This window comes from Streptomyces sp. NPDC052023 (genome assembly GCF_044548465.1).
In the GTDB taxonomy this organism is placed as follows: domain Bacteria; phylum Actinomycetota; class Actinomycetes; order Streptomycetales; family Streptomycetaceae; genus Streptomyces.
This window is the reverse complement of the sequence record NZ_JBIUBW010000024.1, coordinates 19,996-42,286: the sequence shown is the minus strand read 5'-3', so window position 1 is coordinate 42,286 and position 22,291 is coordinate 19,996. Positions and strand designations below refer to the sequence as shown.

The window sequence follows — 22,291 nt, the reverse complement described above, 5'->3', positions numbered from 1 at the left end:
CCGCCTCGCACCCGGGCGTGCGTCCGCGCGGACGGACGCACGGCGGCGGATCCGTAGTCCGCCTAGAGTCGGAACATGGACCTGCCGGTGATGCCGCCCGTCAAGCCGATGCTCGCCAAGTCCGTGGCGAAGATCCCGCCGGACATGCACTACGAGGCGAAGTGGGACGGCTTCCGGGCGATCGTGTTCCGCGACGGCGCCGAGGTGGAGATCGGCAGCCGTACCACCAAGCCGCTGACGAGGTACTTCCCGGAGCTGGTGGAGGCGCTCAAGGAGCGGCTGCCGGAGCGCTGTGTGCTGGACGGGGAGATCGTGATCGCCCGGGAGGGGCGGCTGGACTTCGACGCGCTCACCGAGCGGATCCACCCGGCCGCCTCACGGGTGCGGACGCTGGCCGAGCGCACGCCGTCCTCCTTCGTCGCCTTCGACCTGCTGGCACTGGCCGACCGGTCGCTGACGGACGTGCCGCTCGCCGATCGCCGCGCGTTGCTGGTGACGGCGCTGTCCGGGGCGACCGCGCCGGTCCATGTGGCGCCGGCGACGACCGACATCGACGTGGCGCGGCAGTGGTTCGAGCAGTACGAGGGTGCGGGCCTGGACGGTGTGGTCGCCAAGCCGCTGACACTGCGCTATCTGCAGGACGAGCGGGCGATGTTCAAGGTCAAGCACGAGCGCACGGCGGACGTCGTCGTGGCCGGCTACCGGCTGCACAAGAGCGGGCCCGTGGTCGGCTCGCTGCTGCTCGGGCTGTACGACGACAAGGGTGCCCTCCAGCACGTCGGCGTGTCCGCCGCCTTCTCCATGGCGCGGCGCGCCGAGCTGATCGAGGAGCTGGAGCCGCTGCGCCTGGACGAGGTGTCGGGACATCCGTGGGCGGCCTGGGCCGAGGAGGCGGCGCACGAGACGGCCCGGCTGCCGGGGGCGCCGAGCCGCTGGTCCGGCAAGAAGGACCTCTCCTGGGTGCCGCTCAGGCCGGAGCGCGTGTGCGAGGTGGCGTACGACCACATGGAGAACGGCGCGCGGTTCCGCCACACGGCCCGCTTCCGCCGCTGGCGGCCGGACCGGACGCCGGAGAGCTGCACATACGCGCAGCTGGAGGAGCCGGTGCGGTACGACCTCGCGGAGATCTTCGCGCCGCAGGCGTGAGACACCCGGGGCGCGGCTCCCTCGTGGACCGGGTACTCAGGGCCGCATCACGATCTTCACGGCCCCGTCCCGCTTGTGCTGGAACATCTCGTACGCCTGGGGCGCCTCGTCCAGCGACAGCCGGTGCGTGGCGAAGTCGTCGACGCCGAGCGGGTCCTCGTCGCTCAGATAGGGCAGGATCTCGTCGGCCCAGCGGCGGACGTTGGCCTGGCCCATGCGGATCTGGAGCTGCTTGTCGAACATGGTGAGCATCGGCAGCGGGTCGGCCATGCCACCGTAGACACCGACGAGCGAGAGGGTGCCGCCGCGGCGTACCAGCTCGATGGCGGTGTGCAGGGCGGCGAGCCGGTCGACGCTGAAGCGTTCGGCGAGCGGGCCGCTGAGCTTGCGGGGCAGCATGGCGGACGCCTGCTGGGCGAGCCGGGCGGCGACGCTGCCGTGCGCCTCGGTGCCGACCGCGTCGATCACGGCGTCGGGGCCGCGCCCGTCGGTCTCGTCGCGGATCGCGGCGACGAGCTCCTTCTCGTTGTCGAAGGCCCGCAGGTCGTACGTCTGCACGCCGCGTGCCTCGGCCCTGCGCAGCCGGTCGGGCACCAGGTCGACGCCGAACACCCGTCCGGCACCCCGCACCTGGGCGACCCGGCAGGCCATGTCACCGATCGGGCCGAGCCCCAGCACGGCGAGGGAGCCGCCCTCGGGGACGCCGGCGTACGCGACCGCCTGCCAGGCGGTGGGCAGCACGTCGGACAGGTAGAGGAACCGGTCGTCCGGCGGGCCCTCGGGCACCTTGATCGGGCCGAACTGGGCCTGCGGGACGCGCAGGTACTCGGCCTGGCCGCCCGGCACCGCGCCGTACAGGCGGGTGTAGCCGAACAGGGCGGCGCCCATGCCCTCGCCGGTCACCTGGGTGGTCTCGCACTGCGTGGGCAGCGAGTTGAGACACATCCAGCAGTTTCCGCACGCGATCTGGAACGGCACGACGACCCGGTCGCCCACCGCCAGGTCCGGTACGCCGGGGCCGACCTCCTCGACGATGCCCATGGGCTCGTGCCCGAGGATGTCGCCCGGGGTCATGAACGGGGTGAGCACCTCGTACAGGTGCAGGTCGGACCCGCACAGCCCGGTCGAGGTGATGCGGATGACGGCGTCGGTCGGCTCCTCGATCCGGGGATCGGGCACGTTCTCCACCCGCACGTCCCGCTTCCCCTGCCACGTCACAGCCCTCATCACCCGCACTCCCTTCCGTCGTACGCCTACGTCTGCCGGTACTGCGGTGCGGGCCGGGTACCCGAGGGGGCCGGGGCCGAACCGCCGTCCCGTGGGGCGGTCCGGTGGCTGGGCCGGGCGGGCTAGCCGACGTGCGCGATCGGCTTATTCGTAGTAGGGACCAGGTCTGATCGGGTATGGCCATTGATGAACGGATAAGCGCACAATCGAGAGCACAGAACTGGTCGGGTGGCGGCGGTGGGCAAGGGCAGGGGACGAAGAACGCGCATGCGGCGTGCGGCCGTGGTGGTACTGGTGGGCGCCGGGACGGCGGTCGCGCTCCTGGCGGGCTGCACGGGCGGCGGCGGGCCGCACGACGACGGGCGGGCGCCGGAGCCGGGACCCGCACCGTCGCCGTCGCCGACGCGAACCGCGGAGCGGGCGGGCCCCGTGCTCGCCGTGAAGGTCGACAACGCGCCCCCGGCCCGCCCCCACACCGGTCTCGGCGCGGCCGACATCGTCTACGTCGAGCAGGTCGAGGGCGGGCTCAGCCGTCTGCTGGCGGTGTACGCGAGCAGCTTGCCGAAGGCGGTCGGCCCGGTGCGCAGTGCCCGTGAGTCGGACCTGGAGCTGCTGCGCCAGTTCGAGCGCCCCACCCTCGCCTTCTCCGGCGCGCAGACCAAGCTGCTGCCGCTCGTCGACCGGGCCCCGCTGCGGGCCGAGCCCCCCGGCCGGACCCCCGGCGCCTATGTCCGCGGCAGCGGCAGGGCCGCCCCGCACAATCTCTACCTGCACCCCCACCGGCTGCTGCCCGCCCCTCCCGGCAAGGCCGCCCTCACGACCGGCTTCACCTACGGTGCCGCCCCGGGCGATGGCCGGACCGAGACCACCAGGACCGTCCGGTACCCGGCGGCCCGCTTCACCTTCACCTGGGACGCGAGCCGCGACCGCTACCGGGTCGCGCTGGACGGAACGGCCGCCGCGACGACCGACGGGCAGCCGCCGGAACCCGCGACGGTCGTCGTGCAGCACGTGCGGATGCGCCCTTCGGGCTACTTCGACTCGCGGGGCAGCAACACCCCGTACACGGAGACCGTCGGCGCGGGCACGGCGGAGGTGCTGCGCGGCGGGAAGTCGTACGACGCGCTCTGGAAGCGTCCGGAGCCGGGCGACGGCACACGGTTCACCACGCCCGGCGGCGAGCCGCTGAACTTCGCCGACGGCCAGGTGTGGGTGGTGCTCGCGAAGGGCTGAGTCAGGGCCGGCCCAGGAGAGGTTCCGCCGGGTCGCCCGGATCGCGGAGCCTCTCCGCCGCGTCCGCGACCCGTCGGATCAGCTCCAGGAACCGCGTCCGCTCGTCCGTGGACAGCGGGGCGAGGAAGACCTGGTTCATCCGGGCCGTGCGCACCGCCAGCCTGCGGTGGGTGCGCGTCCCGTCCCCGGTCAGGCGCAGCAGGAAACGCCGGCCGTCGCGCGGGTCACGGACCTTGTCCAGCAGTCCGCGGCGGCCCAGACGGCTGATCACCTCGGCGACGGTGGACCGGTCGAGCCCCACCCGCTCCCCCACCGTGCGCTGGTCCAGGCCCGGCTCACCGGCGACCGCGTTGAGGACGGCGAACTGGGGCGAGGTGATCTCCTCGGACACCATCGCGTTCCACAGCAGATGGTGCGCCTGCTGGAGCCGCCGGGCGAGATGCCCGGGATGGTTGGTGAGATCCACCGCCGACATGTCCGCTCCCGAGACCCTTGTGAATGTCAGTGCACTGAACACTACAGCGGGGGCGTGCTCGCTGTCGCGGGTGCCTGTCCATGCATTCCGGAGCCTTTGCGGGCCTTGACGGCTCCCCGCATGGATGACAGCGTGAAGAAAACTTCACCCAATTGCTCAGTGTCCTGAATGATTGCTCGGAGAGAGGACCTCTCGGATGGACAAGGTGGTCGCCACGGCCCTGGAGGCGGTGGCCGACGTGGGCGACGGAGCGTCGCTCGCGGTGGGCGGCTTCGGGCTGAGCGGTGTCCCGAACGTACTGATCGACGCCCTCCACCAGCGGGGCGTCGGCGGGCTGTCGGTGGTGTCGAACAACTGCGGGGCCATGGAGTCCGGCCTGGCGGTACTGCTCGCGGCCGGACGGATCGCCCGGGTGACCGGCTCCTACATCGGCGCCAACAAGGAGTTCGCCCGCCAGTACCTGGCCGGGGAACTGGAGCTGGAGCTGATCCCGCAGGGCACGCTGGCGGAGCGGCTGCGGGCGGGCGGGGCGGGCATCCCCGCCTTCTACACACCGGCGGGCGTGGGCACGCAGGTCGCCGAGGGCGGACTGCCCTGGCGCTACGACGGCCGGGGCGGTGTCGCGGTCGCCTCACCGGCCAAGGAGGTGCGGGAGTTCGAGGGGGTGGAGCACGTGCTGGAGCACGGCATCCGCACCGACTTCGCGCTCGTCCGCGCCGCCCGGGGCGACCGGCACGGCAACCTGGTCTTCCGCAGGTCCGCCCGCAACTTCAACCCCCTCGCGGCGACGGCCGGCCGGGTGACGATCGCGGAGGTGGAGGAACTCGTCGAGCCGGGCGGCATCGACCCGGACGCCGTTCACCTGCCCGGCGTCTTCGTCCAGCGGGTGGTGGCGCTGACCCCGGAACAGGCCGCCGGCAAGCGGATCGAGCGGCGGACGGTGAGCGGCTGATGGCCTGGACACGCGAGGAGATGGCCGCACGGGCCGCACGCGAGCTCAAGGACGGGCAGTACGTGAATCTGGGCATCGGCCTGCCGACCCTGATCCCCCATCACCTCCCGCCCGGCGTGGAGGTGGTGCTGCAGTCGGAGAACGGCATCCTCGGTACCGGCCCCTACCCGGCCGAGGAGCAGGTCGACCCGGACCTGATCAACGCGGGCAAGGAGACCGTCACCGTGCTGCCGGGCGCCTCCTTCTTCGACTCGGCGCTGTCCTTCGGGATGATCCGCGGCGGGCACATCGACGTCGCCGTGCTGGGTGGCATGCAGGTCTCGGCCCGCGGGGATCTGGCCAACTGGGCCGTACCGGGGAAGCTGGTGACCGGCATCGGCGGGGCGATGGACCTGGTGCACGGCGCCCGTACCGTCGTCGTCGTGATGACCCACACCGCCAAGGACGGCAGCCCGAAGATCCTCGACGAGTGCACCTTGCCGCTCACGGGCAAGGCGTGTGTGAACCGTGTCGTCACCGACCTCGGCGTGCTCGACGTCACCGACGGCGGGCTGGTGCTGACGGAGTGCGCGCCGGGTGTCACCGCCGGGGAGATCGTCGCCCGGACCGCCGCGAAGGTACGGGTCGGCCGCCAGGCACGGCCGTGACGGCCCCGCGCACCGTCCCCGGACTCCTCGAATGCCGCGACCCCGTCCTCCAACCGCAGGAAGTGCCATGGCCCCCACCCAGCACGAGATCGACCAGGAAATAGCGGCCGAGCACGCCGCGTACGACAAGCGCGTCGCCGACGGCGGTCCCGTCGAGCACCACCCGCGCCGCGACTACGCGCCGTACCGCTCCTCCGTGTTGCGCCACCCGAAGCAGCCGCCGGTCGCCATCGACGTGGCCGGGGACCCGGAACTGGTGGAGCTGGCCTCCCCCGCCTTCGGCGAGCGCGACGTCACCGAGACCGACAACGACCTGACGCGGCAGCACACCGGCGAGCCGATCGGCGAGCGCATCACTGTCTCCGGCCGGCTGCTGGACCGTGCCGGGCGACCGGTCCGCGGCCAGCTCGTCGAGGTCTGGCAGGCCAACGCGGCCGGCCGCTACGCCCACCGGCGCGAGCAGCACGACGCCCCGCTGGACCCCCACTTCACCGGTGTGGGACGCACCCTCACCGACGACGACGGCTTCTACAGGTTCACCACCGTCCGGCCCGGCCCCTACCCGTGGCGCAACCACGTGGGTGCCTGGCGCCCGGCGCACATCCACTTCTCGGTCTTCGGCACGGCGTTCACCCAGCGGCTGGTGACGCAGATGTACTTCCCGAACGACCCGCTCTTCGCGTACGACCCGATCCTGCAGTCCGTGACGGACGACGCGGCACGGCAGCGCCTGGTCGCCACCTACGACCACGGCCTGTCCGTGCCGGAGTTCTCGCTGGGCTACCACTGGGACATCGTGCTCGACGGCCCGCACGCCACCTGGACGGAAGAGGGACGCTGACCTCCATGACGAAGATCGACACCAGCAGCCCGGAGAAGGTGCTGCCGACCCCGTCGCACACGGTGGGCCCGTTCTACGGGTACGCGCTGCCCTTCCCGGGCGGCGAGGACATCGCGCCCACCGGGCACCCGGAGACGATCACCCTGCGCGGCCGGGTGCTGGACGGCGCGGGTGCGCCCCTGCCGGACGCCTTCATCGAGTTGTGGGGCCCCGACCCGCGGGGCGAGCTGCCCCGGGTGGACGGCTCCATGCGGCGTGATCCCTCCTCCGGCGGCTTCCTCGGCCGCAACGGCGTCGAGTTCACCGGCTGGGGCCGCGTCCAGACGGACGCGAAGGGTCACTGGTACGCGCGTACGCTGCGGCCCGGCGCGCGCGGGAGCAGCGCCCCCTACCTCAGCGTGTGCGTGTTCGCGCGCGGCCTGCTGACGCATCTGTTCACACGGATCTACCTGCCGGGCGACGAGGCCGCGCACGCCGCCGATCCGCTGCTGTCCCGCCTGGCACCGGCCCGTCGCGACACGCTGATCGCGTGCGCCCTCGACGACGGCACCTACCGCTTCGACATCCGTCTCCAGGGCGAGGGCGAGACGGTCTTCCTGGAGTTCCGGTGACGTCCGGGGACCTGGGCGGCGGGCTGCTCGCCCCGGGCTGGACGGGCTCACCCGCCGCCTCCGCGACGAGCGACACCGCCTTCCTGCAGGCCCTTCTCGACGCGGAGGCGGCCCTCACCCGCGCGCAGGCGGCGCTCGGGCTGGCCCCGGCGTCGGCCGCCACGGCGGTCACCGCGGCGGCCGACGCCGGCCGGTACGACGTACGCTCGCTGGCGGGCCGCGCGCGCGACGGCGGCAACCCCGTCATCCCGCTGGTGGCCGACCTGACGCAGGAGGTGGGCGCGCGGCACGGGCCGTACGTCCACCGGGGCGCGACCAGCCAGGACATCATGGACACCGCGGCCATGCTGGTCGCCGCGCGCACCCTGAACCTGATCCTGGCCGGCCTCGCCCGCGCCGAACGGGCGCTGGCGCGGCTGGCCACCGGGCACCGTGGCACGGCGATGCCGGGACGCACGCTCACCCAGCACGCCGTGCCGACGACCTTCGGTCTGAAGGCGGCCGGCTGGCGGTCCCTGGTTCTGGACGCGCGGGACCGCGTGGCAGCCGTACGGGACTCGCTGCCCGCCCAACTCGGGGGTGCCGCCGGCACGCTGGCCGCGTTCGGGGCGTACGGCGCGAGTGACCCCACCGCGCTGCCGGCGGCGTACGCGCGCGAACTCGGCCTGAAGGCGCCCGAACTGCCCTGGCACACACTGCGGACACCGGTCGCCGACCTCGCCGGGTGTCTGGCGCTGACCGCCGGCGCGCTCGGCAAGATCGCCGTCGATGTCCTCACGCTGTCCCGGACCGAGATCGCCGAGGTCACGGAGGGCGGCGGCGGCGCTTCGTCGGCGATGCCGCACAAGGCCAACCCGGTACGGTCCACGCTCGTCGCGGCGGCGGCCCGGCGGGCGCCGCAGCTCGCCGCCACGCTGTACGCCTCGCTGGTGGCGGAGGACGAGCGGCCCGCCGGGGCCTGGCACGCGGAGTGGGAGTCACTCCGGGATCTGCTGCGGCTGACCGGCGGTGCCGCCCGGGACACCGCCGAACTGGCCGAGGGGCTCCGGGTCCACCCGGACGTCATGCGCGAACACCTGCATCTCACCCACGGGTTGATCGTCTCGGAGCGGCTGGCGGCCGAGCTGGAGCCGGCGCTGGGCCGGACGCGCGCCAAGGAGCTGCTCACCCGGCTGGCGGCCGCGGGACGCCCCCTGACCGAGGCGCCGGAGCTGACGGACACCGACCTCGAACCCGCCCACTACACCGGCTCCGCCCAAGCCCTGGTCGATCGTGCCCTGGAGCGACGTTGAAACTGCTCAACCACCTCATCGAGGGGGCCACTTCCGCGCCCCCGCTGCTGCTCGGACCGTCGCTGGGGACCTCGTACGCCCTGTGGGACGCGGTCGCGCCCGAGCTGTCCGTCACCCACCGGGTGATCCGCTGGGACCTGCCGGGGCACGGCGGTTCGGCCCCGGATCTGATCGGCGCGGGCGCCACCGTGGGTGACCTCGCCGGGCTGGTGCTCGCGCTCGCCGACTCCCTAGGCGTGGAGCGGTTCGCGTACGCCGGGGTGTCGCTGGGGGGCGCCGTGGGACTGCATCTCGCCGTGCACCACCCGCGGCGGGTGTCCTCCCTCGCCGTGATCTGCTCGTCGGCCCACTTCGGCGGGGCTGCGCCGTGGCAGGAACGGGCCGCGCTGGTGCGGCGCGAGGGGCTGGCCTCGCTCGCCGGGAGCGCGGACGCCCGCTGGTTCACGTCCGGGTTCACCGTGCCCCGGCTGGTGCGGGACCACCGGGACGCCGACCCGGAGGCGTACGCGGCCTGCTGTGACGCGCTCGCCGCGTTCGACCTGCGGGAGCGGCTCGCGGAGATCTCGGCGCCGACGCTGCTGGTGGCCGGCCGCGAGGATCCGGCCACGCCGCCCGCGCATCTGCGCCGGATCGCGGACGCCGTGCCGGGGGCGGCGCTGGTGGAGATTCCCGGCGCCTCGCATCTGGCGCCCGCACAGTGCCCCGAGGCGGTGCTCACGGCCCTGCGGGCACATCTCGGCGGCCCCGCCCGGCGCGGCATGGAGGTACGGCGGCAGGTGCTCGGCGACGCGCATGTCGACCGGGCGCAGGCGCGGCAGACGCCCTTCACCGCGCGCTTCCAGGACTTCATCTCGCGCTACGCCTGGGGCGAGATCTGGACCGACCCGACGCTCTCCCGCCGCGAACGCAGCATGATCACGCTGACCGCGCTGGTGGCACACGGCCGCTACGAGGAGCTGGCCCTGCATGTCAGGGCGGCGCGGCGGGGCGGCCTCACGCCCGAGGAGATCGGTGCGGTGCTGCTGCAGACTGCCGTGTACTGCGGGGTGCCGGCGGCGAACTCGGCGTTCGCGGCCGCCCAGCGGGTGCTCGCCGAGGAGGACGAGGACCACGGGTGACCTGCTGGTCGTAGCCTCAGCGGGGCCCCCTCGCGGCGCGGGCGGCGTGCCTGGGCCGGAGACATGTCCACCGTTCTGATCACCGGGGCCACCTCGGGGCTCGGCCGCCTTCATGGACAGGGCGATGGTCCGCGAGGGCGGGATCACCCCGCTGCACGCGGTCGCCGACGGCGCGTCCGGCGTGCCGGCCCCGGCCACCCGGGACCTGGGTTCCGGCGGCTGCTTCGACAGCACCACTCCGGCCAGGACGGACGCGGCGGCGTACGACCCGAAGGTACGCGAGCGGCCGGCGGCGGTCACCGGGCCCTAGGCCTGCAACTCGGCCAGCGCCTCCCGTGCCCGCCGTGCGAGACCGTCGGCACCGCACGAACGGGCCAGGGTCAGGCCCCGGCCGAGCTCGGCGGTGGAGCGGGAGGCGAGGCCGTACTCGATGCGGGCGGCGGCGTGCTCGTACTGGCAGGGCGAGGCCTCCAGGTAGGTGACCGCCTGCGCGGCGAGGCGTACCTTGCGCTGGCCGGTCTCCAGTTGGGCGGCGCAGCGCAGGGCCTCGCCGATGGCGGTGTCCGTGCCGAACCGCTCGGCCCGGCGGCGGGCGTCGGCGGCGAGCCGGGCGGCGCGGGCCGGGTCCTGGCCGGCGAGGGCGACGGCCAGGTCGACGGTCGAGGGCGCCAGCACCGGGTTGTGACCGCCGCGGACGGCGGCTGCCTTCTCGGCCGCCTCCAGTTCGTTGACGCCGTCCTCGGTGCGGCCCACGGCGAGCAGCAGCCGGCCGCGCACCGAACGGGTGTCGGGCAGGACGATCGTGGACGGGTAGGGCGGGGCGAAGCCGTACTGCTCGGCGATCCTCCAGGCCTCCTGCACGTGCCCGCGGGCGAGCAGCGTGTCGACCAGGCCGCAGGTCGCCGACCAGTACAGCGGCAGTCCACGGCCGACCCGCTCCGCCAGGCGCAGCGACTCGCGCAGAACGGCTTCGGCGTCCTTCAGGCGGCCCTGCCTGCGGAAGGCGAGCCCGAGGAAGGCGTTGGCGAGGGCGAGATGGCCGCCGCTCCAGCCGGCTGTGGTGTAGGTACGCAGGGCCTCGGCGAACAGGTTCTCCGCGCGGTCGAGGCGGTCGGCGTAGGCGTAGGAGCTGCCGAGCATCATCAGCAGTTCGGCACCCCACTCGGTGTCGGTCCAGCCGAGGCCGGGGGCGAGCCGGCCGTTGACGAGGGCGCGGTCGCACAGTTCGACGACCTCTTCGGCGTTCTCGCCGTGGGTCATGGCGTCGAAGCCGCGCAGGATGAGCAGCGCCCGCTCGGAGTTGTCGCGGCCGGTGCAGGTGCCTGCGAGTTCGGCGAGCCTCTCGGAGCGTCCCGGGGTCTGCGCCTCACCGGCGTGGATGCCCTCCCACATGTACTGCACGGCCCGCAGCCGCAGCCGGGCGGGTCCCTCCTCGTGCCGGGCGGCCTCGGCCTCGACCGTGCGGACGGCCTGTTCCAGCTGGTCGTTGTGGAGCAGGGCCTGGGAGAGCCGGAAGACCGCGTCGACGCGCGCGGGGCCGTCGAGGCCGGGCATGGCGAGCGCCGTCTGGAGGTGGCCGATGGTCCGGGCGGGCGCGGTGAGCAGGGTGGCGCAGCCGAGTTCGTAGAGCACACGCGCGTGCACGTCGGGCCGGGGCGGTTCCTGCAGGGCGCGTTCGAGGCAGCGGCGGGCGGCGTCGGGGGCGCCGACGGCGAGGTGTTCGCGGGCGGCCTCGCGCAGCTGGTCGACGAGTTCGGTGTCGTCGTCCGGGTGGACCTGGAGCAGATGCCGGGAGGCGGCCGCGGCACCGCGGCCGGAGTCGGTGACGATCTGCGCGGCGATGCCGTGCATGGCGGTGCGCAGGGCGTCGGGGATGGAGTTGTAGACGGCGGTGGCGATCAGCGGGTGGACGAACTCCAGGTCGCCGTCGCCGGCCTGCGCGCCGGCCGGGTCCGGGGCGGTGAGGATCCGGGCCGAGCAGAGCAACTCCGCGCACCGCGCCGCCTGTTCGGGCCGCATGGTGGTGAGCCGGGCGACCAGGTCGACGGATATGCCGGTGCCCAGTATGGCCGCCGCCCAGGCGAACCGGGTCGCGTCGATGCCGAGTCCCTCCAGGCGGGCGACGAGTCCGCCGCCGCGTGCCGAGCGGTTCAGGGCGCGCAGTTCCCCGGCCGAGGACTCGGTCGGCTCCAGCTCGGTGTCCTGCACCTTGGCGAGGAGTTCGACGGTCTCGTAGGGGTTGCCGCCGGTGACGGCCCAGACCTCGCGGCAGAACGGCGCGTCGGCGTGCGGGCCGACGGTGGCGCGGGTGAGCCCGGCGGTGGCGTCCGGGGTGAGGGCGCTCAGCGTGGTCTCCGGGCGGCCCGCGGCGGCGGCGACGGCGTCGAGGTGGCGGGCGCTCTGCCCGGTCACCTCGCCGGGCCTGCGGGCCACGACGACCAGCACGGACAGGTCGTCCAGCCGTTCGGCGAAGGCGGCGAGCCAGTGCAGGGTCTCCTGGTCGGCCCAGTGCGCGTCGTCGATCAGCAGCACCAGCGGCCAGTCCCGCTTGGCCAGCCGGCGCACCGCGACGACGAGGCCGTCGCAGACGCCCTGCGGGTCGGCCCGCCGCCCGCCGGGGTCCGCGATGCCGAGGGCGGGTCCGGCGACGTCGTACCAGTCGCCGAGGTACTCCCGGGCCTCCTCGGGGAGCAGCGAGACGAGGGCGGGCTGCAGCAACTGGCGTACGACGTTGAACGGGACGGAGCGCAGGGTTTCGCCGCCGCGTGCCGACCACACCGTGCAGCCGCGTTCCTCGGCCCGCCGGCGGGTCTCGGCGAGCAGCGCGGTCTTGCCCAGACCCGCCTCTCCCCGGAACACCAGCAGGCCGCCCGACGACGAGCGGTCCGCGCACAGGGCGTCGAGTGCCTCGACCACCCGGGCGATCTCCTCGTCCCGCTCCCACAGGGGAGCCGAGGCGCCCGCCGCCGGCGGTACCACCGTCATCCCGCTACCTCCCCGAGTCGCCCGAACGACCTACAGGGCGAGCGTAGCCCCATGGCAGGTCCGGCGGTGGATGGTCGGGTGGGTGTGGTAGCCATGGGTGACGTCCTCGTGAAAGTTATCGACAGTCAACGGCCCTTGATCTGACGCTAATTTTTTATTGTCGGCTCGACAGCGGTGGCTGGACGGGAGGGACGCGATGAGCGCGCCTGCGAAGGTGACCGGCACCGGGCCGGAGCGGTCCCGCCGGGCGCTGGTCGCGGGCTCGGTGGGCAACCTCATCGAGTGGTACGAGTTCGGTGTCTACGGCTACTTCGCCACCGTCATCGCCGCGCGCTTCTTCACCCCCGAGGGTGGCAGCGAGGCGGAGGCGCTGGTGAAGACGTACGCCTCCTTCGCCCTGGCCTTCTTCTTCCGGCCCGTCGGCGCGGCCCTGTTCGGGCGGCTGGGTGACCGGATCGGCCGGCGGCCGGTGCTGATCCTGGTGATCGTGCTGATGACGGGGGCGACGACGCTGATCGGGGCGCTGCCGACGTACGAGACGGTGGGGGCACTGGCACCCTGGCTGCTGACCTTCCTGAGGGTGCTTCAGGGACTGTCGGCCGGCGGCGAGTTCGGTGGGGCGGTGGCGGTGATGACGGAGTTCGCGCCACCGGGCAGGCGCGGGCTGTACGGCTCGTGGCAGTCGTTCACCGTCGCCCTGGGACTGCTCGGCGGGGCGGGGGCGGCGGCCCTGCTGGCCACCGTGCTGACGGAGCAGCAACTCGGGGACTGGGGCTGGCGGCTGCCGTTCCTGCTGACGCTGCCGATGGGGCTGGGCGCGCTGTGGCTGAGGCTGCGGCTGGAGGAGACACCGGCGTTCAGCGAACAGCGGGAGCTGCGGCGCCCGCCTCCGGGTGAGGTGGTGCGGGCCATCGCGCTGGGCGCCGGGCGGATCATGGGCTGGGCGGCGGCCGGGTACACCTTCCTGGTCGTGCTCCCCTCCTACCTCCAGAGCAGCCTTGACGCGAGCTTCCAGCAGGCGCTGATCGCCACCGTCTTGGCCAACCTCGGCTTCGCGGTGACGATCATCCCGGCGGGGCTGCTCAGCGACCGGGTGGGCCGGCGGGCCGTGATGCTCTCCGGTGCGCTGCTGGTGGTGGTCCTGGCGGTGCCCCTGCTGAACCTGCTCCAGGACCCGGGCGCCTCCGGGGCCCTCAAGGGCCTGGCCGTGTTCGGCGCGGGCGCGGTGGTGGGGCTGATGGCGGGGCCGGGCCCGGCGATGCTGTCGGAGATGTTCCCGACCACCGTCCGCCACACCGGCCTGGGACTCGCCTACGCCCTGTCCAATGCGGTGTTCTCGGGGTGCGCCGGGCTCATCATCACGGAGACGATCGAACGGACCGGCGATGTGGACATCCCCGCGTACTACGCGGCGGCCACCTGCGCGGTCAGCGTGCTCGCCCTCGCCACCCTCCCGGCGAAGGGCACTTCGCAGAAGGCGAGTTGAACGGATGCGGGTGATCGGGCTGATGTCCGGCACGTCGTACGACGCGATCGACGCGGCGGCGGCCGAGCTGAGCCTCGTCGGTGACAGCCTCGTGCTGAAGCCGCTCGGCATGGTGAGCGAGCGCTACGACGACGAGCTGCGGGCGGCGCTCGCGGCGGCGCTGCCGCCGGGGACCACGGCGATGGCGGAGGTGTGCAGGCTCGACACGCTGATCGGGCAGGCCTTCGCGGCCGCCGCCGTCCGCGCCGACCGGGAACTGTGCGCAAGCCAGGGCGAGTTGGTGGCCTCGCACGGGCAGACGGTGTACCACTGGGTCGATGCGGGCCGGGTGCGCGGCACCCTGCAGCTCGGGCAGCCGGCGTGGATCGCCGAGGCGACCGGGCTGCCCGTCGTCGCCGACTTCCGGCCCCGGGACATCGCCGCCGGGGGGCAGGGCGCACCGCTGGTCAGCCTGGTCGACCAGCTGTGGCTGCGCGGCCGTCCGGGCACGCCGGTGGCCCTGAACCTGGGCGGGATCGCCAATCTCACCGCGCCCGGCGGGACCGCCTTCGACACCGGGCCGGGGTGTGCGCTGATCGACGCCGCGGCGCACGGCTTCAGCGGCGGCCGGCTCACCTGTGACCTGGACGGCGCACTGGCGGCCCGTGGCCGCGTCCACCCGGCGCTGCTGGAGCGGCTCCTCGCGGAGCCGTACTACGCGCTGCCCGCGCCGAAGACCACGGGCAAGGAGCTGTTCCACGTCGGATATCTGCGCGAGGCGCTGGCCGGGGTGGGCACGCTGCCCGCCGAGGACGTCGTCGCGACGCTCACCCACCTCACCGCGCGCACCGTCGCCGACGCCGTGCGGACCGTGGGCGCGACCGAGGTGATCGCGTCCGGCGGCGGCACCCGCAACCCGGCGCTGATGCGGATGCTCGGGGAGCTGCTGCCGGGTGTGGCGGTGCGCCGCTCCGACGAGCTCGGGCTGCCGTCGGACGCGAAGGAGGCGTACGCGTTCGCGGTCCTGGGGTTCCTCGCGGCGCACGGCCTGCCGGGGACGGTCCCGGCGAGCACGGGAGCCCGCCATCCGAGTGTGCTGGGCTCGGTGACACCGGGGCGGGACGGGCTGCGGTTGCCGGCGGCCCCCCGGGAAAGCCCGGTGCGGCTGGTGCTGGAGTGACGGCGCGTCAGTCCGTGGGGTCCCCGCGCCATGGCGCGGACGGCCCTCCCTCCCCGGAGGCGGGATCCCTCTCATCCGCTTTTCACCGAGGCCTCATACGGTGGGGGCATGACGCAGCTGACTCCTCCCGGGTGGTACCCCGACCCCGGGCAGACAAGTGACGGTCCCGCTACCGAGCGCTGGTGGGACGGCAAGGCATGGACGGACCGGATTCGTCCGGCGGGGTCGGCCGTGGGCTGGGGTCCCCCGGCGGGGCCCGTGCCGCCCGCTCACGCCCAGCAGGCCCAGCAGGCCCAGCCGGCGTTTCCCGCGTACCCAGGCGGCGGGGGAGCCGCGGGGCACGGGGGACACCTGGCGTACCCGGGACATCCGGGATACCCCGGGTATCCGGTCCGGCCGCCGGGCGGGCGGCGGCGTGCCCTGCGGACCGGGATAGCCGTCGCGGCGGCGGCCGCGGTCCTCGCCAGCATCGGCATCGGGGTGTACGCGCTCACCGAGGACGGCGGTCCGAGCCGCGCCGAGTCGCGGCAGCAGGGTCAGGACGGCGGTTCCGGCGGCGAGGACCGCGGCGGACCGTTCGGAGACTCGGGCGGGTCCGGCGAGTCCGGCGGCTCCGGAGGCGAATCGCCCGGCCCCCGTGAGCCGCAGGCTCCGGAGGTCGAGGGCGGCGGCACGCTGTCCGACCCGGTGAACGGGATCAGCATGCCCGTGCCGGAGGGCTGGACCGGCCAGTCCTTCCGCGTGGGCGCGCAGATGACCTCCGACGAGAGCTACGAGTGCCCCGGCGACACGTCCAAGTCGTGCACCAAGGGCGGCGCGTACTCGGCACCCGCCCAGGTGCTCGGCACCAAGGGCAGCACGCCCGAGCAGGTGGCGAAGGCGGACATCGCGGCGAACGCCGAGGAGTCGTACGGCGGCAACAGCTACGGAGAGATCACCTCGCACCAGGTGCTGGCGTCCGAGGCGGTGACCGTGGCAGGGCAGAAGGGGTACCTGGTCCGCTGGAAGGCGGTCACCAGCAAGGGCGCCGACGGTCTGGTCGAGTCGCTGGTCTTCCCCTCGCCCGCCGACGCCGGCCAGCTGGTCGTGGTCCGCTTCGGCATCGACGCCGACCAGAAGGCGACCGTGATCGACGAGATCACGAAGGGCATCGAGGCGTCGTCCGGCGGAGGCAACGGACAGAACGTCTGAGTCGTACGCCCCCTGTTCGGCCGGGCGGGGTACCCCTCCGCTCCAGAGGTACCCCACCCGGCCGGGGTGCGCGCCGCCCCCGTCCCCACGGTGCGGCGCGATCAGGCCGGTCGTCCCGTCATCCCCTGGACGACGTGGCCTGGGTCTTCAGGTGAGTCCGAGCGCCGGCAGCACGGCGGACTCCACGAACTCCAGCAGAAAGTCCGGGTCGGCGTCCCGGCCCTCCAGCATGGGCCGCACCCGCAGCACGCCGAAGATCTGCGCGGGCACGTACGGCAGCGCCGGGTGGCCGGCGTCGATCTCGCCGCGTTCCACCCCTCGCCGCAGGATCTTCTCGACCGCGGCGATCTCCGGCTCGACGAGCGTCTCGCGCAGCGCCTTCGCCAGTTCCTGGTCCTCAAGGACCGCGTGCCCGAGTGCCTGGACGAGCCGGTGGTCCCGGCCGGACCACTCCCCCAGCACCCGCGCGACCTGCCGCAGGTCCTCCGCCAGCGAGCCGCTGTCGATCCCCGCGAAGCACACCCGGCGCCGGGAGCGCAGCGCCGCCGCGACGAACTGGGGCTTGGTCTTCCACTGCCGGTACAGCGTGGACTTGCTGCACCGCGTGCTCGCGGCGACACCGTCCATGGTCACGGCGTCGTATCCGCACTCGCGGATCTGTGCGAGCACCGCGTCGAAGAACTCCTGCTCGCGCTCCCGCGTCAGCTTGGAGCGGCGCGAGGCGCCGACCGTCTCCGGTCGGTCCGCGGCCTGCGACGTCATGAGTCCTCTCCTCGCTCCGGTCACTTCCGGTACTGCGGCCGAGACCCGCAGTCCAGTGTGTCGTACGCAATCGATACGCCAGTGTACCGGTACTCAGCCGTATCGGTACACTGACGTACCGGTACGTTGCCGTATCGATGAGCTGTCAGCACCACCGTCAGTGAAGGGGCCGGGGGATGAATGCCCGCACCGAGCCTGCCGAGGACGCCTCCGCCATAGCGCGGCCGCCTCTCGTCCGGGAGTTCCTGCTGGTCGCAGGGCTCTTCCTCGTCTACAAGTCCGGCAGGCTGCTCGCGTCCGACCACACCGGCGTGGCCTTTCGCCACGCACATCGGGTGTGGGACCTGGAGCGGGCCGTGCGCCTCCCGGGCGAGGGCTGGGTGCAGTCCCTGCTGCTGCACGGCGACACTCTGGTGCGGGCGGCGAACACCTACTACGCCACCGTCCACTTCCCGGCGACGGCGGCCTTCCTGGTCTGGCTGTACCTGCGGCGCCCCCACCACTACATCTGGGCCCGGCGGGTACTCGCGGCGCTCACCGCCGCCGCGCTGGTGCTGCACCTGACGTTCCCGCTGGCACCGCCGCGGATGCTCGCGGCGACAGGGCTGGTGGACACCGCGCGGGTGTACGGACCGTCCGTGTACGGCTCCCCCGGGGCCGACCAGCTGGCGAACCAGTTCGCGGCGATGCCCTCGCTGCACTTCGGCTGGGCGCTGATGGTGGCCGTCGGCCTGATCGTGGCGACCCGGTCACGGCTGCGCCCCCTGTGGCTGCTGCACCCACTGCTGACCCTCCTTGTCATCGTGGGCACCGCGAACCACTACTGGCTCGACGCGCTGGTCGCGGCCGCGCTGCTCGCCGGGGCGCTCACGCTGGTCCGGCCTGCCGTGCGAGGCGCCGCACCGGCCGCCCGGCCCGTCGTACCGGCACCACGAGCGGCACGGGACGCGGCACCCGGGACGGCGCAACGGCGACCGGCGCGGAAAGACGCGCCGGAACCGGACCTCGTGGAGGCGGGCCGATGAGCGCGACCGTGCTCGCCGTCGTCCTGTCGCTGTTCTCCGCCGTCGCCTAGGCGGCCGCGGCCGTCGCTCAGGAACGGCTCGCCGCCCACGCCTCCGGCTCGGGTGTGCTGCGGTTGCTGGGCAGCGCGACCTGGTGGGCGTCGGTGGCGCTGAACGCCTCGGGCGCGATGCTGCATGTCGTCGCCCTGAAGTACGGGCCGCTGACAGTGGTGCAGCCGCTGGGGGCGCTGACACTGGTCGCCGCGGTGCCGATGGGAGCCCGGCTCGCGGGGCGGCGGGTCAGCGCGGTGGAGTGGCGGGGCACCGCCTTCACACTGGCCGGCCTGGCCGCGCTGCTCGTGACGGCGTCCGGGCCCGCACCCGACGACGTGCTCGGCGTGACCGAGGCACTGGCGGTCGCGGGATCGGCCTCCGTGCTGATCGGCGCGCTCGCCCGGCCCGGGACCCGGCCCGGCCTGCGGCACGCCGGCGCGTCCGGCATCGCCTCCGGGGTGGCCTCCGCCCTCACGCAGACGGTGACGGTGGCCGCGACGGACGCCACGGGCCCGCTGCTCAGCGTCCAGGTGGTGGGAGTCGCCCTGCTCGTCGCGGTGTTCGCGAGCGGCGGTCTGCTCTTGTCGCAGACCGCCTACCGGGGCGGGCTCGGCGCCCCGCTCGCCGTCGTGACCCTCAGCAACCCGCTGGCGGCCTCGGTGATCGGCATCAGTCTGCTGGGGGAACGGCTCAGGGGCGGGACGGCGGGCATGCTGCTGGCCGCCGCGGGGGCGCTGCTGGCGTCCTGGGGCGTGGTGCTGCTGTCCCGGACGCCGTCCGGCGGCCGCCCTGCCCTGCCGCCCGAGCCGGAGACGAGAGTGCCCCGGCCACCACGGCCGGGGCACCTCACGCCGCTCTGAGCGCCGCGCCCGCCACCTGGAGCGCGCCCTGACGGCTACTCCGTGATGATCGCCGGGTCGCTCACACCCGGGCGCCCGTTGTCGACGTGGCCCGCGAAGCGCCGCAGGTACGAGGGGTCGGCGTCGGAGGTGACCGTCAGGTCGTACCAGCGCCTGCTCTTCGACAGGTCGGCGACGTGCTTGACCGTCGAACCGGGGCGCACCTTCAGGTTCTTCGTCCGGCCCGTGTAGCCGTCGGCCAGCTTGAGCTGAGCCGTGCCGGAGCCCTTGTTGGTGAAGGTCAGCACGATGTCGTCGCCGAAGTGGCGTGCGGTGACCTCCGGACCGGCGACCTTGTTCGGGCCCTTGAAGACGCGCACGAAGCCGTTGGGGCCGTGCACGGTGAGGTCGTAGGAGCCCTGGGAGTACGCCGAGTTCCAGGTGTCGGTCAGGCTCTTGCCCGCCTCGGTGGTGTACTGCCACGGCCCGTCGGTGCGGTTGCCGGAGGTGACCAGGAACGCGGCACCGGCCTTCTCCCCGGAGGCGAAGGCGAGCGTGAACTTGCCGGCGGCCGCGTCCACCGTGCCGTCCACCAGCGGGGCGTACTTCAGCGGGCGGGCCGGGCGCAGGCCGCGCTCCTGCTTGGGCATGTCCGGGTCGGCCGGCGGCGTCGGACGGTAGTCCGGGTGACGCTCGCGGTCCGGCGGCTCGTAGCCGTCGGTGTCCGGCAGGCGGGCTGGCCTCGCGTCCTTGCGGGAGAAGTCGAACGCCGAGGTCAGGTCACCGCAGACGGCACGCCGCCAGGGCGAGATGTTCGGCTCCTGGACGCCGAAGCGGCGCTCCATGAAGCGGACGATCGACGTGTGGTCGAGGGTCTCGGAGCAGACGTAGCCGCCCTTGCTCCACGGCGAGACGACCAGCATCGGCACGCGCGGGCCGAGACCGTAGGCGCCGGCCGGACGCCCGCTGTCGCCCTTGTACAGATCGAGCGAGACGTCCACCGTGGACAGGCCCTGCGCGGCGGACTTCGGCGGCAGCGGCGGGACCACGTGGTCGAAGAAGCCGTCGTTCTCGTCGTACGTGATGAACAGGGCCGTCTTCGCCCACACCTCGGGATTGGAGGTGAGCGCGTCCAGGACCTTGGCGATGTACCAGGCGCCGTAGTTGGTCGGCCAGTTGGAGTGCTCGGTGAAGGCCTCGGGGGCGGCGATCCAGGAGATCTGCGGCAGCCGATCGGCCTTCACGTCGGCCTGGAGCTGGTCGAAGTAGCCGTCGCCGTTCTTGACGTCGGTGCCGGTGCGGGCCTTGTCGTACCAGGGGTCGCCCGGCTCGGCGTTGCGGTACTTGTTGAAGTACAGCAGCGAGTTGTCGCCGTAGTTGCCCCGGTAGGGGTCCTCGATCCAGCCCCAGGAGCCGTCCGCGTCCAGGCCGTCGCCGATGTCCTGGTAGATCTTCCAGGAGATGCCGGCCTGCTCCAGGCGCTCGGGGTAGGTCGTCCAGTCGTAGCCCAGTTCGTCGTTGCCGAGGACCGGGCCGCCGCCCTTGCCGTCGTTGCCGGTGTGACCGGACCACATGTAGTAGCGGTTCGGGTCGGTGGAGCCGATGAACGAGCAGTGGTAGGCGTCGCAGACGGTGAAGGTGTCGGCGAGGGCGTAGTGGAACGGGATGTCCTCGCGCGTCAGGTACGCCATGGTGGTGGTGCCCTTGGCGGGCAGCCACTTGTCGTACTTACCGCCGTTGTAGGCCTGCTGGCCGTCGGTCCAGCCGTGCGGCAGGCCCTCCAGGAACTGCATGCCGAGGTCGTCGGCGTCCGGGTGGAAGGGCAGCACCTCCTTGCCGCCGTTCGCCTGGTGCCAGACCGACTTGCCGTTGTCGAGCGCCACCGGGCGCGGGTCGCCGAAGCCGCGAACGCCGCGCAGCTTGCCGAAGTAGTGATCGAAGGAACGGTTCTCCTGCATCAGGACGACGATGTGCTCGACATCCTCGATCGTTCCCTTGCGGTGGTTGGCCGGCAGCGCGGCGGCGCGCTCGATGCTGCTCGCCAGGGCGGTGAAGGCCGTGGTGGCCCCCGCGATCTGGAGGAACTTTCGCCGGTTGACTTCGGGCATGGGTGGGGGACCTCTCGTCCTGAAGGAGTTCGACCGGCCGGATGCTGACGGAATGCGCGCGAAAGGAGTGTTCCAAGAGCACCAAACGTCAGGGAAGGGTCTGGTGGCCTCGTTGTGAAAGTCGCGCGTACGCAGCGGTGCGTCAGGGAGCGTCTGCGCCATTTGGGGCGTCGCAGGGGAAACCGGCACGCAGTGGCCGGCCGGCGCGCACCGGGCGGCCGGCGTGGCGCGTGAGCGGAATCGGGGCTGTCCCGTCGCGTACTGCCGGGACCGCCGCGCCTGCGCTCGGCAGAGCCGTCACCATGGACTGCCGCAACACTCGCCGGCGCGTCACCTCCCCCGGCCCGACCGTGGCGCCGTCGGCGACCTGAACGCCGACGGCGCCCGGTCAGGCCTCGGGGGTGGGTACCACCGTGAGATGGCTCGCGACACCGCGGTCGCGGGACCGGCGGCGGGGAGCGGCGCCGGGCCGGCGTGGCTCGCGCAGCACCATGGTGAGCCGGGTGCAGCCCAACTCCCGCAGCGTCCTCGGCGTCTCGGCGACGATCCGGCAGTCGGTGGCGCCCCAGCGCGGATCGGGGTGCAGCAGCGGACGCACCGCCCCGTCGTGCTCGACGGCCGCCTCACCCACGGCGCGCACCCAGTGCGGCAGCCCCTGCCGGTAGGCGGCCTCCATGATCGGGTCCTGTGCGATCTCCCGCCGGATGGCCTGCAGCCCGGGGTCGTGGCCGTGCCGCTCCACGGTGTCGGCGAAGTGGGCCAGCATCGGCAGGCACCAGCGCGACTCGTGCTCCCCGAGCACGCTCGCGGCATCGGGGTGGAACAGCACGAACCTCAGGAAGTTGTCGCCCGGCATGGCCGTCGGATGGGGCGTGACCCCGCGGAAGAGCGACGCGAACGCGCTGTTGGCCAGGACGACGTCCCAGCGGTGGTCGACGACCATGGACGGGAAGGGCACGGCCTCCATGAAGGCGGCGTAGTCCTGGAGATACGACTGGGCCTCGGAATCCTCGGGGACGGACCGCAACGCGGCCCGCTGCCCTCCTGCCTGGTGTGCCATCGGGAGGTCACCCCTCTTGCCTATGCGGCCTTCACGCGGCGACCCGATCCTGATGCCCCGAAGCTTGCTGTGTCAACTATCGTGGCATTTCATGCCGGTTG

Annotated in this window: 19 protein-coding genes and 1 pseudogene; 14 read left to right on the top strand and 6 right to left on the bottom strand. The window is 73.3% G+C overall.

All coding sequences use genetic code 11. The features are described 5' to 3' along the window. Positions 1–75 precede the first annotated feature (75 nt). Positions 76–1,146, top strand: coding sequence for an ATP-dependent DNA ligase (locus tag ACIHCM_RS32765; protein WP_399904026.1), 1,071 nt, complete (start codon positions 76–78; stop codon positions 1,144–1,146). A 36-nt stretch (positions 1,147–1,182) separates the two neighbouring features. Here ACIHCM_RS32765 and ACIHCM_RS32760 read toward each other — a convergent pair whose 3' ends face one another. Further along, positions 1,183–2,373 (bottom strand): zinc-dependent alcohol dehydrogenase, encoded by a 1,191-nt coding sequence (locus ACIHCM_RS32760; RefSeq protein ID WP_399904023.1) that lies wholly within the window; start codon positions 2,371–2,373, stop codon positions 1,183–1,185. A gap of 267 nt (positions 2,374–2,640) precedes the next feature. Here ACIHCM_RS32760 and ACIHCM_RS32755 point away from each other — a divergent pair, with 267 nt between their 5' ends. Further along, a complete protein-coding gene (locus ACIHCM_RS32755; RefSeq protein WP_399904020.1) occupies positions 2,641–3,606 on the top strand; it encodes a DUF3048 domain-containing protein in 966 nt (321 codons plus the stop codon). 1 nt (position 3,607) lies between these two features. On the opposite strand, the gene ACIHCM_RS32750 is transcribed toward ACIHCM_RS32755, so the two are convergent. Further along, positions 3,608–4,081, bottom strand: coding sequence for a MarR family winged helix-turn-helix transcriptional regulator (locus tag ACIHCM_RS32750; protein WP_399904017.1), 474 nt, complete (start codon positions 4,079–4,081; stop codon positions 3,608–3,610). A gap of 196 nt (positions 4,082–4,277) precedes the next feature. On the opposite strand from ACIHCM_RS32750, the gene ACIHCM_RS32745 reads away from it, so the two are divergent. The 7 genes from ACIHCM_RS32745 to ACIHCM_RS32715 all read left to right on the top strand — a co-directional run bounded on the left by ACIHCM_RS32745 (position 4,278) and on the right by ACIHCM_RS32715 (position 9,852). Continuing rightward, entirely contained in the window at positions 4,278–5,033 is a 756-nt protein-coding gene (locus tag ACIHCM_RS32745) for a CoA transferase subunit A (RefSeq protein ID WP_399904014.1), read from the top strand. Continuing rightward, positions 5,033–5,680 carry a CoA transferase subunit B gene (locus tag ACIHCM_RS32740; protein WP_399904011.1) on the top strand — a complete coding sequence of 216 codons (648 nt, stop codon included), beginning with the start codon at positions 5,033–5,035 and terminating at the stop codon, positions 5,678–5,680. The genes ACIHCM_RS32745 and ACIHCM_RS32740 overlap by 1 nt, the downstream gene beginning before the upstream one ends. Before the next feature lie 67 nt (positions 5,681–5,747). Then, complete coding sequence (gene pcaH, locus ACIHCM_RS32735) at positions 5,748–6,521, top strand: protocatechuate 3,4-dioxygenase subunit beta (RefSeq protein ID WP_399904008.1); 774 nt, start codon at positions 5,748–5,750, stop codon at positions 6,519–6,521. Between the two features lie 5 nt (positions 6,522–6,526). Continuing rightward, the gene (gene pcaG / locus ACIHCM_RS32730) at positions 6,527–7,132 is read left to right on the top strand and encodes a protocatechuate 3,4-dioxygenase subunit alpha (protein ID WP_399904005.1); all 606 of its coding nucleotides are present in this window, start codon (positions 6,527–6,529) and stop codon (positions 7,130–7,132) included. Then, on the top strand, positions 7,129–8,424 hold the full coding sequence (gene pcaB / locus ACIHCM_RS32725; protein WP_399904002.1) for a 3-carboxy-cis,cis-muconate cycloisomerase: 1,296 nt from the start codon (positions 7,129–7,131) through the stop codon (positions 8,422–8,424). The genes pcaG and pcaB overlap by 4 nt, the downstream gene beginning before the upstream one ends. Continuing rightward, on the top strand, positions 8,421–9,542 hold the full coding sequence (pcaD, locus tag ACIHCM_RS32720) for a 3-oxoadipate enol-lactonase (RefSeq protein WP_399904000.1): 1,122 nt from the start codon (positions 8,421–8,423) through the stop codon (positions 9,540–9,542). Before pcaB ends, pcaD begins: the two co-directional genes overlap by 4 nt. 112 nt (positions 9,543–9,654) lie before the next feature. Continuing rightward, a complete protein-coding gene (locus tag ACIHCM_RS32715) occupies positions 9,655–9,852 on the top strand; it encodes a hypothetical protein (RefSeq protein WP_399903997.1) in 198 nt (65 codons plus the stop codon). Here the strand turns inward: ACIHCM_RS32715 and ACIHCM_RS32710 are convergent. Next, entirely contained in the window at positions 9,849–12,527 is a 2,679-nt protein-coding gene (locus ACIHCM_RS32710) for an ATP-binding protein (protein WP_399903994.1), read from the bottom strand. The genes ACIHCM_RS32715 and ACIHCM_RS32710 overlap by 4 nt on opposite strands. Before the next feature lie 196 nt (positions 12,528–12,723). On the opposite strand from ACIHCM_RS32710, the gene ACIHCM_RS32705 reads away from it, so the two are divergent. The 3 genes from ACIHCM_RS32705 (at position 12,724) to ACIHCM_RS32695 (ending at position 16,363) form a co-directional block, all read left to right on the top strand. Next, entirely contained in the window at positions 12,724–14,013 is a 1,290-nt protein-coding gene (locus tag ACIHCM_RS32705) for an MFS transporter (RefSeq protein ID WP_399903991.1), read from the top strand. Positions 14,014–14,017: 4 nt separating this feature from the next. Next, positions 14,018–15,172: an anhydro-N-acetylmuramic acid kinase gene (locus tag ACIHCM_RS32700; protein ID WP_399903989.1), complete on the top strand. Its 1,155-nt coding sequence runs from the start codon at positions 14,018–14,020 to the stop codon at positions 15,170–15,172. A gap of 108 nt (positions 15,173–15,280) precedes the next feature. Further along, a complete protein-coding gene (locus ACIHCM_RS32695) occupies positions 15,281–16,363 on the top strand; it encodes a DUF2510 domain-containing protein (RefSeq protein ID WP_399903986.1) in 1,083 nt (360 codons plus the stop codon). A 147-nt stretch (positions 16,364–16,510) separates the two neighbouring features. Here ACIHCM_RS32695 and ACIHCM_RS32690 read toward each other — a convergent pair whose 3' ends face one another. Next, positions 16,511–17,125 (bottom strand): TetR/AcrR family transcriptional regulator, encoded by a 615-nt coding sequence (locus ACIHCM_RS32690; RefSeq protein WP_399903983.1) that lies wholly within the window; start codon positions 17,123–17,125, stop codon positions 16,511–16,513. 176 nt (positions 17,126–17,301) lie between these two features. On the opposite strand from ACIHCM_RS32690, the gene ACIHCM_RS32685 reads away from it, so the two are divergent. After that, the gene (locus ACIHCM_RS32685) at positions 17,302–18,150 is read left to right on the top strand and encodes a phosphatase PAP2 family protein (RefSeq protein ID WP_399903980.1); all 849 of its coding nucleotides are present in this window, start codon (positions 17,302–17,304) and stop codon (positions 18,148–18,150) included. Further along, positions 18,147–19,043: pseudogene (locus ACIHCM_RS32680) on the top strand (DMT family transporter). The gene ACIHCM_RS32685 and the pseudogene ACIHCM_RS32680 overlap by 4 nt, the downstream one beginning before the upstream one ends. A 35-nt stretch (positions 19,044–19,078) precedes the next feature. On the opposite strand, the gene ACIHCM_RS32675 reads toward ACIHCM_RS32680, so the two are convergent. Together ACIHCM_RS32675 and ACIHCM_RS32670 are read right to left on the bottom strand one after the other, a co-directional pair. After that, complete coding sequence (locus ACIHCM_RS32675) at positions 19,079–21,130, bottom strand: phosphocholine-specific phospholipase C (RefSeq protein WP_399903977.1); 2,052 nt, start codon at positions 21,128–21,130, stop codon at positions 19,079–19,081. 388 nt (positions 21,131–21,518) lie between these two features. Continuing rightward, on the bottom strand, positions 21,519–22,190 hold the full coding sequence (locus ACIHCM_RS32670) for a hypothetical protein (protein ID WP_399903974.1): 672 nt from the start codon (positions 22,188–22,190) through the stop codon (positions 21,519–21,521). Positions 22,191–22,291: the final 101 nt, after the last annotated feature.